At 46.5% G+C, this 15,087-nt stretch carries 6 protein-coding genes and 1 riboswitch; all 6 genes read left to right on the forward strand.

Annotated elements, in window-relative coordinates:
• Nucleotides 1-141 precede the first annotated feature (141 nt).
• A riboswitch (purine riboswitch) is annotated at nucleotides 142-252 on the forward strand.
• Nucleotides 253-358: 106 nt separating this feature from the next.
• The 6 genes from CXK86_RS15145 to CXK86_RS15170 all read left to right on the forward strand — a co-directional run bounded on the left by CXK86_RS15145 (nucleotide 359) and on the right by CXK86_RS15170 (nucleotide 15,071).
• Entirely contained in the window at nucleotides 359-1,312 is a 954-nt protein-coding gene (locus CXK86_RS15145) for an EamA family transporter (protein ID WP_076249497.1), read from the forward strand.
• 205 nt (nucleotides 1,313-1,517) lie between these two features.
• Nucleotides 1,518-1,943, forward strand: coding sequence for a cupredoxin domain-containing protein (locus tag CXK86_RS15150; RefSeq protein ID WP_017688751.1), 426 nt, complete (start codon nucleotides 1,518-1,520; stop codon nucleotides 1,941-1,943).
• 96 nt (nucleotides 1,944-2,039) lie between these two features.
• Nucleotides 2,040-3,062 (forward strand): SDR family oxidoreductase, encoded by a 1,023-nt coding sequence (locus CXK86_RS15155; RefSeq protein ID WP_076249496.1) that lies wholly within the window; start codon nucleotides 2,040-2,042, stop codon nucleotides 3,060-3,062.
• Between the two features lie 156 nt (nucleotides 3,063-3,218).
• Nucleotides 3,219-10,721, forward strand: a complete 7,503-nt coding sequence (locus CXK86_RS15160; RefSeq protein WP_101313982.1) for a fibronectin type III domain-containing protein — start codon at nucleotides 3,219-3,221, stop codon at nucleotides 10,719-10,721.
• Between the two features lie 127 nt (nucleotides 10,722-10,848).
• Nucleotides 10,849-11,559 carry a trehalose operon repressor gene (gene treR, locus CXK86_RS15165; protein ID WP_076249494.1) on the forward strand — a complete coding sequence of 237 codons (711 nt, stop codon included), beginning with the start codon at nucleotides 10,849-10,851 and terminating at the stop codon, nucleotides 11,557-11,559.
• Between the two features lie 173 nt (nucleotides 11,560-11,732).
• Nucleotides 11,733-15,071 carry a DUF5107 domain-containing protein gene (locus CXK86_RS15170; RefSeq protein ID WP_076249493.1) on the forward strand — a complete coding sequence of 1,113 codons (3,339 nt, stop codon included), beginning with the start codon at nucleotides 11,733-11,735 and terminating at the stop codon, nucleotides 15,069-15,071.
• Nucleotides 15,072-15,087 lie beyond the last annotated feature (16 nt).

Consider the following 15,087-nt stretch of genomic DNA (forward strand, 5'->3'; position numbering starts at 1 on the left):
TACGTAATCAGAATACTCGAAGTATAGTACAGCGATCGAAGCGACTCGGTGTAATAATTTAGTTCAACTTTTTATACGGAATAGGGTTGACACCATCTCACCTCCCATGTAATATATGAAAAGTCGTCACACACGAATTACATCAAATTGCATATATCATTTCGTATAACCTCGCAGGCCGAAAGTGTACACAGGGCGAGGGTCTCTACGGGAAGCCTATACTTCCTAACTACGATGCCAAGGAATCAATGTATTCCTTGCTCGTAGTTAGGATTTTTTGCATTTAGATGGTGTCTGTGACCTTGGCATGAACCAACATGCAGGCGTATTTTTCTTATCATCAGGAGGTTTATTCACAATGAAATATTATCTGTCCGTTCTCGCGGGAGCGATGAGCTATGGCATATTATCCACGATTGTGGTTCTGGCGTACGGCGAAGGGTATAAACTTGGAGAGGTTGTGGGAGCACAGCTGATCACGGGTTTTCTTCTATCCTGGATGCTCGCGCTATACACAAAATTTAGAACAAAACGTAAGTCACAGGCAAATGGCAAAGCATCAGGAGCCGTGGCACAGGTATTCAAGCGGTTGACGTGGAAACAACGTCTGATATTGATGGCTGCTGGAACACCAACGGTAATAACAGGTCTCGTGTATTATCAGTCTTTGCGTTACATTCCGGCTTCACTTGCCATTATCCTGTTGTTCCAGTTCACTTGGATTAGTGTATTGATTCAGGCGATAAGCAAACGTCAACGTCCAGACAAAGTCACATTCCTGACGTTGATCATTCTGTTTGGCGGAACTTTGCTGGCAGCCGGTTTCCTGGAACAGGGACTGGGTGAGTTCAACGGTCTGGGTATTGCACTTGGATTAATGGCAGCCGTAAGTTATTCCCTGTTTGTATTGTTCAGCGGCAAAGCGGTTCCTTCAGCACATCCAGCCTTCCGCAGTGCGTGGATGGTTACAGGCGGATTGATCCTGCTGTGCATTTTGTTCCCACCGACATTCCTCTTTAACGGATTGATCTGGAGCCAGTTGCTTGTATTTGGATTGCTGCTTGGATTCTTCGGGGCATTCATTCCACCAGTACTGTTCGCTATCGGCGTTCCGCATATTGGTGGTGACATGGCCGGAATCCTGGGTGCAGTGGAGCTTCCAATTGCAGTATTGTTATCCTCAATCGTGCTCCATGAGCATGTCAGCGGATTGCAATGGTTCGGAGTTATTATTGTACTCACTGGTGTAGCCCTGCCAGAGTTGTATAAATTACGCATGAGACGAAGTCGGAATACACCGATCTATTCCTGAGTTATACAAAAAGGGATATTGCGAAGCATGAACGGGAATACCCGTAGATAAGCCTGAGAAATCAGGCTTTTTTGATTGAAATATTTTTGCTCAATCGCAATAGCCCAGAGGGGTCATTTTCAATGCCATGTGAATCAGGTATGCTTAAAGAATACATCCGTCTGTTAATAGAATATTGATGGGACATCGAATGAGGAGTGTTTATATGAAAAGCTGGTTTGGAAAAACATGGCCTTGGTTAACGCTGGGTCTGACCGTTGTTGTACTGCTTGGATCATTTTTGGTTTATTTTATGGGCAAAGACGTATCCCCGGGATCGGGAAGTGCAGTAACTGCACAAGCTGAGACTCCGGAGGATTTGAAGGGATATGAAGTCATTGATGTGGACGTGAGCAACGATGGTTTTGGACCAGACGTTATCGAGGTGAAAGCTGGCGTACCGACCAAAATCAACTTTATTCTGACCCGGTCGGTGACACATGTGAAATCAGTGGGATCACAAAAGCTTGGCATGGATCTATACATGCAAAAGGGACCCAATTATTATACGGTCGACAAAGATCTGCCCAAGGGAGAATATGAGATCCATTGCGGCATGTACATGATATATGCAACGATTAAGGTCGTATAAGCAGAAGGAGCAAGGTTTCGGGTCACCGAGCTTTGCTCCTTTTTTTGGTGCGTGATATCATGAGAAAGTGGGTAAAATCGATCAGGAGGTGGCGAAATGAAAGCGCTATTTATTGGAGGGACAGGCACCATCAGTACGGCCATTACGGAGATGCTTGCACAGCAAGGCTGTGAACTTTATTTAATTAATCGTGGCAATCATAACGATGACTTACCTAGTGAGGTCAACGTACTTCAAGCCGATATTAATGACGAGGCACGTGTAGCGGAACTGATTGCTGATCTGGAATTTGATGTTGTGGCAGACTTTATCGCTTTTGTACCGTCTCAATTGGAGCGAGATTACCGTTTGTTCAAGGATAAAACCAAGCAGTTTATATTTATAAGTTCAGCATCAGCGTATCAGACTCCTCTGGCCGATTACCGGATCACGGAAGGTACGCCCTTATCGAATCCATACTGGGAGTATTCTCGCAACAAGATTGCCTGTGAAGACTATCTGATGAAACAATACCGCGAGCATGGGTTTCCTGTTACCATCGTGCGTCCGAGCCATACGTATGGCGACAAATCGGTACCTCTCGGTGTTCATGGTGCTCAAGGCAGCTGGCAGGTTCTCAAGCGTATCCGTGAAGGAAAACCCGTTATCATCCACGGAGATGGCACCTCACTGTGGACCATTACGCACAATACTGATTTTGCCAAAGGGTTTATTGGGCTTATGGGAAATATCCATGCCATTGGTGAATCGGTACATATCACCTCGGATGAATCCGTCACCTGGAATCAGATTCATGAGATTATAGCTGGTGTGTTGGGCGTTAAGCTTCATGCGGTGCATGTACCCTCTGAGTTCTTGGCCGCATGCAGTGATCAGGATCTTCGCGGCGGATTGCTGGGTGACAAAGCCAATACCGTTGTCTTTGATAACAGCAAGCTGAAGCGGCTTGTTCCGGAATTTGTAGCAACGACAAGAGCTGATCAGGGCATTCGACGTACGATTGAGCACATTCTGGCGCATCCTGAATTACAGACCGAAGATCCGGAATTTGATGTATGGTGTGACAAGGTCGTTGGCGCACTAGACGAAGCGTTATTAAAGATCAGAGATGAGAAATGAGAAGTAAGGCGTTCATGATCAAGTGTTTACATTCATGCGCTTAATCGTTATAATCAAGAAAAAATGACACTTGTTAGGGGAGGCACCCCAACTTAGGACATCGTTCCTTTGTTGGGGTGCCTCCTTTTTTTTGTGTGCCAAAAAGGAGAGTAGACGTTGAAGAAATCAGGAAAACGTGTGAAGAAACAAGCGGAACAGTTAACCAAAGTGGTATTGGCATTTGCGTTATTATCACCTCAAGCCCTTTTGCTTGAATGGGGCGCAACGACGGTAATGGCTGAAACGGTTGAAACGATCGGGATTGTATCCGATACGGGCAGCATGAAGGCTGTACAATCATCCAAAGTGAAAGTAGAGATGAACAGTGATGGCAAATACAGAATTGTATTACTACCAAACACAAATGTATTTTACGGTGGTGATACAGGGAATGTATCTACGATTATCGACCATAATGGATCACCCGTGAACTTCAAAACATTGCCGCTTAATTATTACCGAATTAACAATAATGTGATTGAAATGTCCCGGCAAAAGGACAATGTCGAATATATTTTGCGTGTATCTATCGTTAATGCTACCTCACAAGGTGGATACATGAAGGTTGAACTGGAAGCCATCAACCGCAGTGGATCGGCACTGAATTTGGGTGGAACATTTTATTGGGATACGATGGTGAATGGCAATGATGCATCTCCGTTTGAAGTCATCGAGAATGGATGGCGCAATTACAGCGGCGGCGTTCAGGTCACGGCTTTTTATGCGAATACGTACAATGTTGTGAATGCAGATCGCATATACATGGGACAGTACAGCGGTCCGGACAATGCGCAGCTAACAGGGGGTTCTTCACCTTCGTCATTCACTACAGGGCAGACCGTTACGGCGAGTGATACAGCTGCGCAATTCTGGTGGAATGCCAAAGCAACAGCGAATCAGGCTTCACGCAAATTTTCAACGATCGTGGGAATCGGCCCTCAGAACGTTCCGCCTTCATTTACACTAACGGCTCCTTCTTCGGGGCAAACGTATTACAAAGGCGAGCAACTTCAGATCTCTGGTACAACGCGAGATACGGATGTAGGAGACCTATTGACCGTGAAATGGTCCATTGATGGTGGGTCTGAGAACATTTTGACCCAGATGACCGCGACGGGTTCAAATCAGTCTTTCAACACTAACTACACATTGCCTGACACCCTGCCAGATGGTACGCACACATTGCAAGTATGGGTCATGGATGACAAAGGTGGAGTGTCCTCAGCAGGAACCGTTAACTTTACGGTTAGAAGTTTTGTTGTGCCTGGAACGCCGACTTATACACTGGTTAACCCTAATAACTTGACGGTCAACTGGGATAAGAAGGCCAATGACGCCTCTGTTACATATGAGCTGAAGAATATGACCACGAATCAGATCGTGGATACAGGTGCGTCAAACAGTCGGCAGGTGACAGGGCTCACTCCGAATACCAGTTATTCTTTTGCTGTACGTGCCAAAAATTCAAGTGGTTCCTTCACGGGGTACTCCAGTCCATCCACCAAATATACATTGGCGAATCCACCCGCTGCTGCGGCTGTGACACAATCAGGCAACTCTGTTACAGCGAGTTGGAATAATAATAGCAATCCTGCGGGCACTCATTACAAAACGGAAATACGCAGTCCAGGTGGGCAAGTCCTCGCAACGGGAACAACAACTTCCACACGTACAGCGTTTGCCCTGACCGGACTCGCGGACGGAAAATATGAAGTATTTGTGGCGGCACTGAATGGTGAAGGGATACAGACCCCGTTTATATCCGCTGGAGAGATGATTAAAGACACGACGGGTCCAACTGCTCCTTCCGTTACAGTCACTCCATCCACATGGACCAAGGAAGATGTTCTGGTCACGGTTGAAGAAGGAAAGGATGCTTTAAGCGGAACTCAGAAGACTGAAGTTAAAGTCGGTCCGGCAGGAGAATGGCGTGAATATAGCGCTCCGTTTACCGTAAACAGTGAAGGCAACACAACTGTTATGGCACGCAGTATTGATGCGTTTGGTAATACGGGACAGGAAACAGCTGTGACAGCCAGAGTAGATCGGACGGCACCAACGCCACCTGTCATCTCGCTGAATCCGCCCGATTGGACAAAAGCGGCGGTAACCGTGACATTAACGGAGGGTACGGACGAAGCAAGTGGCATTGGTCTGACACAATATAAGCTGGGAAGTGAGGGAGAATGGATCGACTATAAGGCTCCTCTTACACTAAGTGAAGAAGGGATAACCGAGATTTACGCACGAAGTGTTGATCGGGCCGCCAATGTCAGTGCTTCCACTTCGGCAACAGCCAGAATCGACAAGACTGGGCCTGAGCAACCAACGATTACGTTAAATGAAGAGAATTGGACGAATCAGGATGTAACTTTTGCAATAAACAGTGGTGATGATGCGGGCAGTGGGCTTGCCAAGAGCCAATATCGACTTAACAAAGAAGGTCCCTGGATCGATTACACGGGCGAAGTGACGGTTACCGATGAGGGAGAAACGATCGTATATGCACGTTCACTTGACCGTGTAGGGAATATAAGCACGTCCGCTCAGGCTACAGTTCGAATCGACACGACAGCTCCAACCGAGCCGGTTATTCGTTTAAGTTCTTCTGGATGGAGTAAAGAGCATGTGCAATTCACCATTGCTGGAAGTGTGGATGAACAAGCAATTTCCTATGAATACAGCATGAACGATGCTCCTTATATTGCAGGCAATACGGGTACAGTAAGCACAAACGGCGGTACCACCATTCGAGCTAGAGCAAGGGATACCGTTGGCAATGTGAGCAAGGAAATCAGTCGAATCGCCTATGTGGATCAGATGGCTCCAACGATTACATTTGCACCGAACGGACATGCTTGGACGGATATAGATATATCCACTACCATTCAGTATGCCGATGACCACTCAGGCATTCAGGAACGGGAACGATTCTATCAAGTTACGAACAGTGCAGAATCACCGGAGCATTGGCTTGAAGCTCGCTCTGACCAGCATAAAATATCCATCGAATCGGAAGGTATATGGTACATCCATGCGAAAACCATGGACAGAGCAGGGAATACATATGAGACAACATCATCACCTTACCTTATTCAACGCAAGCCCCAGCAACCGACTCATGTGAAAACGACACAGATCGCTGAGACTTCAGCTGAACTTACAGTGGATTTGCCAACTGGGGAAAGGTATACCGATGGATATCAGTATGAGATAACGAATAAAACGACAGGACAGTCATGGACACTGGATTATCCTAACCACAGTATAATCGATAACTCCCTAAGCGGTGGTCAGGTCTATGAATATGAAGTTAGAGTGAGAAACCATACCGGAGTAAGTGATGCAGTAAGTGTTCAAGTATTAACTACCCCGGCAGCTCCCGGAACGTTGCACGTTAGAAAAGTAGATTCACAGCCCAATTTGGCTGAAATTCATTTTGATTCAGTACGAGGAGCAGATGCTTACCGCATCATCGCGACTACTTCGGACGGTGCCACCGTATTTGATCAGACGGTATCTGATCCTGGCAGCCTTCCCTATGTTAGCAACCTCTTTCCAGGAACCATTCATAACATTTCGGTAACGGCAATGAATGAAAGTGGAGCAGGTAGTAGCAGTAGAACCGGATTCCTCACACTGCCGGCAATGCCCGGAGAATTTATGGCCGTTCAAATTCAGGAGCATGATATTTCATTAGAATGGCAGACAGTGACTTCTGCAACGTATTATGGTCTTTCACGTGATGGAGCAGCCATATATGAAGGAGAGCAGACGGAGTATCTGGACTCGGGTCTGGATAGCGGAACGGAGTACAGCTATACGTTAATTGCCGGAAATGAGACAGGAACAGGACCGTTGGCAGGATTACCTTTGCTCAAGACTTTACCTGGGCAAGTGTCCGGCTTACAGGTATCCGATGCTTCCACAGCGAGCCTTCGTCTGAATTGGGAAGCAGTACGAGGAGCCGATCGTTATGAGTTATGGTTGAATGGAGAGATGTCGGGAACGGTTTCTGCCGGAACCCAAGAATGGGTCTATGCGGGACTGAGTTCAGGAACATCTTATCAACTGGATGTACAAGCAGTGAACGGAAGTGGACAGGGGATACGCAGTTCGGTATCAGGAACAACGTTACCAGAAAGCCCGTCGGGACTTCACGTTGTTCAAGTAACTGAACAGGGAGCAATCTTGAGCTGGGAGCCTGTAGCTGGGGCAACGAAATATCGGGTGGTCATCGATGGACAGAGCCATGAGATATCAGATACACAACTCGCAGTTCACCACCTGTCAAGCAGTCGTGAGTATACCTATGAAGTATTGGCGGGCAATGCTTCCGGGTACGGTGCATCCACCAGTAGTACAATTCTTACGCTACCTAGCAGGCCGGAAGGACTGAATGTCACATGGACGGGTGAAACAAGTATGGGACTTGCATGGCAAGCTGTAGATACGGCAAATCTCTATATTGTGAAAATCAATGGAACAGAAGTGGGCAGAACATCAGAACTTGCCTACACGGTTGAGGGATTGTTACCTGGTACAGAGTACGCTTTGGAAGTTCAGGCTGCGAATACTTCTGGTGCAGGTGAGACAGCGCAGCTCATCCGATTGTCCAAACCTGTGTCGCCTGCCGAAGTACTTGTTGATCCAGGAGTACATCAGGCAAAAGTTTCCTGGTCTGTCGTGGAAGGTGCCGCTGAATACGTGATTGAGCAGAATGGCAAGGAGATCTATAGAGGAATGGAGAATGAAGCAACGATTACAGGGCTCCAGGATGGGACGTGGCATCACTATCAACTATGGGCGTTCAACAGACAGGGAACTCGTTCTGAAGGGACGGATGTATCTCTGCTGACTTTGCCTGAGAAACCCGTTAAGGTTGCAGTATATGATGTGGCAAAAAACAGCCTGGGTCTGGATTTCAGTAACACTGGTGTCCAAGGGGCAGATCATTATGTCATTGAACGGGATGGAAGAGAGATCGCTCAGATGGATTTAAGTGAAACTCAATTTGTAGACAAGGATCTGTCGCCAGGAACGAAATACACTTATGTAATTCGGGCAGTCAATGCGAGTGGAACGAGTGGGCCGCTTACTTTCAGTGTAATGACTCAAACGTTGCCATTGATTGCAGAAAGTATCACAGTGAAAGCCGGAACACATGTGGTGGATCTGGCTTGGGATGTTGTTCAGGGAGCGGCTGCATATGAGATTCGAAATCGGGTAACGGGAGATGTACAGAGCGTGTCTGAACCGTCTGTACATCTCAATAGTATGCTGGATGGCACGGCGTATGAATTCGAACTTGTTGCGATTAATGAAGATGGGCATCGGTCAGAGTCTATTCAGATTCAAGTTTTAACGAAACCCATATCACCTCAGACGGCAGGCATAACACACATCACAGATAAGACTGCGGTATTGGACCTGACTGGAAGCTCAACACGGGGAGCAGAGCAATTCATCATTATGCGGGATGGTGTTGAAGTCGCTAAGGTTCCAGCAGATCAAGCTTCATTTGAAGATGATGGACTGACACCAGGCGAGCATTACACGTATACCATCAAAACATCCAATGCAACGGGAGAGAGTGATTCCGGTTTCGAAGTTCACTTGCGAACGTTGCCTGCTATCATTCATGAACCTTTACATGCAAGCAAGATTGGGGAAAAAGAGGGATTGATCTCTTGGCCAAAGGTACAAGGTGCGGAGGGATATACCATACGTATCGGAGATCAGATGTTCACCACGATTGAAGAAGGGGATATCACAGAGGTGAGATTAACTCATCTGGAGAGTGCAACCCGATATGATCAGATACAGATTATTCCTTATAATACGGCTGGTTCAGGAAGTCCAATGATCGTGACTCCTTTTTACACCTTGCCTCATGTGGATTCACTGGAAATGAAGATATACCCCGAGACAGATCACGCCAAACTGGAATGGGACTTCCCTTATGGGAACGAAACTTTCGTTATATTACTGGATGGTACAGAAGTATACCGAGGCAAAACAAAAGAGTTTATTGTTGATCAACTGGATGCAGGCAAACAGTACTCGATTGAAATCTACACAGAGAATGATCAGGGAGATGCATCGGAGAAGCTGGCGTATTCCGTTCTGACCAAACCAGTAGCTCCTGTCAAAGTAGAGTTTAATTCAGCGAAGGATCACATTCGTCTTCTATTGGAACAGAGCCGGGTCGAAGGTGCCGAGCAGTTTATCATTGAGCGTAACGGTGTAGAGATTGCTCGTGTTCTTGCAGACGAACTGTTCTATGACGACAAGGAACTCGAACCGGGCGTGAACTATATCTATACAGTGAAGGCCATGAATGCCTCCGGCAGTAGTGATGGTGGTTATTACCTTCATGCAATGACTTTGCCTGGTAGTGCTGCTTCATCTCCTGTAGTAGAGGGGCGTTCCATGTATGGTGCAGACATTGTATGGGAACTGATTCCTGGTGCTGGGGGTTATCGAGTTTATCGAAACGAAGAGCTTGTGGGAACAACAACGGAGACATCCATACATGTGTCTGAATTAAACAGTGCCGAGCGTTATACTGACTTTGCAATCGTTCCATTTAATGAGGCAGGTGAGGGTGAGGCGCTCCAGGTTCCGGAATTCGAGACGTTGCCTTCCGAGGATCTGACAGTTGCAGCCGTAGCGCAAGGCACAAGTGCGATTAAGCTAACTTGGGAACTGGATTCAATAAATGAGGTGATTGTGATCACCCATAAAGATCGTGAGATCTACCGTGGCACGCAGCGCAGTCATGTATGGACAGGACTGAATGCCGAGCAACATTATGAGGTGGAAGTATGGACGGAGAATTCAGCAGGTGAAAAAAGTGAAAGAAAACGGGCAGCAGCCATGACTTTTCCGTATCCACCATCCTCCTGGAGCGGTGGCGGTGCAACCCCGAGTCCAAACGGTACATCGGAAGAAGCCGATGAGGTGAGTTCACAACCAGAACCGTCTGAGCAGCCTGATGTACCTGTGAAAAAAATTATCAAATTTATTGATATCAGCCAAACATTTAATAAAGATCAGATCACCTGGCTGGCGGAACAAAATATCATTCAAGGTGTAAGTGAAACTCGCTTCGAGCCACGCCGTCCGATCACCCGTGCGGAGTTCACTGCATTAATCGTGCGTCTGATGGGTGTGGACACAACGGTTAATGAACAACATGGATTTCAGGATGTGAACGATGAGGATTGGTTTGCTCCTGAGATTAAGGCAGCCGTTCATCATGAGATGGTTCAAGGCATGGGGAACGGCAAATTCGCTCCACATGCGCTGGTGACACGGGAACAGGCATCCAAGATTATAGCAAATGTTGTTCGTAAAATCAGACCGGAACCGCTGACTTCCCCAAGAGTGTTTACCGACCAGACTGATGTATCTGATTGGGCCAAAGAAGAAGTGCAGGAACTTGCAGGTTTGTACATGATTACCGGATATGAAGACGGCAGCTTCCGTCCCATGCAGCACTTAAGCAGATCCGAAGCTGCAGCGCTGATCTTCCGCTTAAATAAGCTGATTCAAGTTATGGATGCGAACCGTACAGATCAAGTGGAGAAAGCGTCAGCGTTTGATCGTCATATCTAGATTAAATTGATTCTTACATGTGATACTGCAATCATCTGCAGTAACGACATTACCGCTTGATTGGTTTTTAATGCTATAATAGTTGCCAATATGATAAAAAAAGGGTAATGAACAATGGTGATGAATAATGAATAATAAATTTATCCGGATATATGAAGATATTGCAGATCGTATTCGGACCGGAGAGATAGAGGCAGGGACGCTGCTTCAATCGGAACTGGATCTATCGGAAAGTTATCAAACGTCTCGAGAGACTATTCGCAAAGCATTGAAAATGTTGTACGAAGAAGGTTATATTCAGAAGATTCAAGGCAAGGGCTCGATTGTACTGGATATACGCAAGATCGATTTTCCCATCTCAGGTCTGGTTAGCTTCAAGGAATTGGCCAAAAAAATGGGACATCGTGCTCAAACGTATGTGAAGGTTTTCGAGGAGCAACAGGTGGATCAGGCGTTGCACAAAAAAATTAACTTTGGCCTGAATGAACAGGTCTGGGAGATCAGACGTGTGCGCAAAGTGGATGGAGAGCATGTCATACTGGACAAAGATTATATTAGCCAGCGGCTTGTTCCTGGGCTCAGCAAAGAGATCTGTAATGATTCCATCTATCAGTACATTGAGCAAGAGCTGGGGCTTTCGATTTCGTTTGCCAAAAAAGAGATTTTGGTGGAAGAACCCACCGCAGAGGACAGGGAACTACTTGACCTTGAAGGTTTCCACAATGTAGTTGTGGTGAGGAGCCAGGTGTACCTGGAGGATGCCAGTCAATTTCAGTATACGGAGTCGAGGCACAGACCGGACAAGTTCAGATTTGTGGATTTTGCACGTCGCAGATAAGTTAATCAAGATCGATCAGAGAGTACCTTTCACTGCATTATTCAGTGGATAGGTGCTCTCTTTGGTTATGGGGGAATCCGAAGATCGTCCATCAAGAACAGCTTAATGTCAATGTTCTTCCTGCATGTCGGAGCGTATGATCACAATATATACGAGGCCGAGGAGTGAGGGAATTGAATCACGTGACAGCGAAATCAAATGTTCGCATATGGGAAGAAACCAGAGATATTCCAACCTATGGTACAGGTAAACCGGACAAAAATCCGATGTTTCTTGAAAAGAGAATCTACCAGGGGAGTTCGGGTAAGGTGTACCCGCATCCCGTGATCGACAGCATTGAAGATGAGGCCAAAATGAAGTCGTATCGATTAGTTATTCTCGAAAATGAATATGTACGTATCGAGATGATGCCCGAACTGGGTGGACGGATCTATCGTGCGCTGGATCGGACCAACAACTACGATTTTGTATATTATAACCGGGTGATTAAACCTGCGCTCGTGGGTCTGGCAGGGCCATGGATTTCCGGAGGAATTGAATTCAACTGGCCACAGCATCACCGGCCCAACACGTTTGGCCCAGTCGATTATACATTTGGCAGTAATCAAGATGGAAGCGCTACCGTGTGGGTGGGTGAGATTGACCGCATGTATGGTACCAAAATGACCGCTGGCTTCACATTGCATCCCGGCAAAGCCTATCTTGAAATCCATGCCGAGGTATACAATCGCACCAGCGCACCTCAAACTTTTCTATGGTGGGCCAATCCGGCTGTAGCTGTCAACGATCATACGCAATCTGTGTTTCCACCTGATGTAACGGCTGTGCTGGACCACGGAAAACGGGACGTATCCCGCTTTCCCATCGCAACCGGTACCTATTACAAGATGGACTATTCTGAAGGTGTGGATATCTCGCGATACAAAAACATACCGGTTCCAACATCCTATATGGCGTATAAGTCGGATTATAATTTTGTAGGGGGTTATGACCACGGGGTTCAGGCGGGTTTGTTGCATGTAGCCAATCATCATATTTCTCCGGGTAAGAAACAATGGACCTGGGGGAACGGGGAATTCGGGCAAGCTTGGGATCGTCAGTTAACGGACGAGGATGGACCTTATATTGAATTAATGACCGGGATCTATACCGATAATCAACCTGATTTTACGTGGTTACAGCCCTATGAAGCGAAATCATTCTCGCAGTATTTTATGCCGTATAAAGGAATTGGTATGGTCAAAAATGCAACGATTGATGCAGCGGTTAATCTGGAAATGGACGAAACGACCGGAATGGTAACCGTGATGGTATATGCGACGTCGGTTTTTGAACAAGTGACCGTTGAAGTGATAGGACCAACCATGGTATATCTCCACGAGAGATGTAATATCTCACCTACGGAACTATATAAATCTTCATTCCCGTGGAGCGGACAAGATGAATGGCATCAGGTGAAGTTAAGTGTTCGAACTGTGGAAGGAAAAGAACTTGTGGCCTATCAGCCTGAACGTACTGAGATCCAGGAAGTTCCAGATCCGGCCACACCACTCCCGCTACCATCCGAGATTCGTACGAATGAACAACTATATCTGGCGGGTCTTCATCTGGAACAATATCGGCATGCCACGTATGAACCGGAACCTTATTATCTGGAAGGTTTGAAGCGTGATGCAACGGATATTCGTCTAAACATAGCGTATGGCACATTGCTGCTGCGTAGAGGGCTGTTTCAAGATGCAGAGAAGCATTTCAGACAGGCAGTACAATCGCTGACATGGAAAAATACGAATCCATATGATAGTGAAGCTTTTTACCAACTCGGTCTAAGTTTGAAATTACAGGGGAAACAGGAAGAAGCCTACGCAGCCCTGTATAAAGCCGTATGGTCTGCACAGTATCAGGATACAGGTTATTACATGCTTGCTCAGATCGATACGGGGCAACATCGGTACATCGAAGCTTTGGATCATATCGAACGTTCGCTGATTCGTAACACCAGAAATTATAAGGCTCGCCATCTGAAGGTGGCTCTGTTACGTAGATTGGGTCAAAATAAACAGGCCATTCAATATGCGCGTGAGACATTGGAACTGGACCCGGTTGAATTTGGAGCTGCACATGAATTAGTCCTGATCTACAGCGGAGCAACTGCACCTTCAGAGAGAGAACAAGCGGGGCAAACACGTGAGCATTTCCATCGTCTGATGCGAGGAGACGTTTATAATTATCTGAATCTAGCCGCAGACTACGCGGATTGTGGATTGTGGGAAGAAGCACTGACGGTACTCTCTTATGTTGAATCCGAAATTGCACAGCCGTATCCTATGGTTGGTTATGTTCAGGCTTACTTGTATCATCAGCTGGGGGATGTGGAGCAGGCCCGAGAATGTAAAAAGCAGGGAAAAGCTGCTCCAACGGATTATTGTTTTCCTAATACGTCATTTGAATTCATGGTGCTTCAGGATGCATTGGCAGTGGATTCGAATGATGCGCGTGCTCACTATTACCTGGGAAATTGGTTATATGATCATAAACGCTACGAGGAAGCAATTACCCATTGGGAAACTTCACGCGAGGTGGATGCTGCATATTCGACTGTACATCGGAATCTGGGACTGGCTTATTATAACAAGCTGAATCGCCCCGATCTTGCACTGGCATCATTAGAGGAAGCTTTCCGGTTGGATTCACAGGATGCCCGAATCTTCTACGAGTTGGATCAATTGCACAAGAAGATAGGGTATTCCTGCGAGAATCGAGTCAAATTGCTGGAACAACATATGGAGTTGGTTCACCTCCGTGATGATCTTTATATCGAGTGGGTGACGTTATTGAATATGCAAGGTAGTCATCAAGAAGCATGGAATGCCCTTCAGACCCGGCGGTTTCATCCATGGGAGGGTGGAGAAGGCAAGGTAACAGGACAATATGTTACGGCACTGACGGAACTGGCGAAGCGAAAACTGGAGAAACAACAACCTGAACTAGCAATGGAATTGTTGAAGAAGGCTTTGGTTTACCCGGAGAACTTAGGTGAAGGTAAATTGGAGGGAGCCGGAGACAACCCAGTTTACTTTTATCTTGGCTGTGCCTACCAGCAACTGAAGAGTAATCAGTCGGCAGAGGAAAGTTTCCACAAAGCATCCATCGGTTTGAATGAACCGGCAAGCGCGATGTTTTATAATGATCAACCGCCGGAATCCATCTATTATCAGGGTCTGGCCTGGCAGAAACTTGGCAATGTGAAGGAAGCAAACCGACGCTTTAACAAACTCATAGACTATGCGGAAAGACATATGCATGATCACATCCGAATGGATTATTTTGCGGTATCTCTGCCCGATTTTCTAGTGTTTGACGACGATTTCAATCAGCGAAATGAAGAACATTGCAGGTATATGCGGGCATTGGGTCTTCTGGGGCTGGGGCGGACAAGTGAAGCCAAACTTGAGTTGGAGCGGATATTGGAGAAAAACCCGAATCATCAAGGGGCAATCATCCATCGATAATTGATAATCGTTTCAA

Source organism: Paenibacillus sp. BGI2013, assembly GCF_002843485.1.
GTDB classification, from domain to species: domain Bacteria; phylum Bacillota; class Bacilli; order Paenibacillales; family Paenibacillaceae; genus Paenibacillus; species Paenibacillus amylolyticus.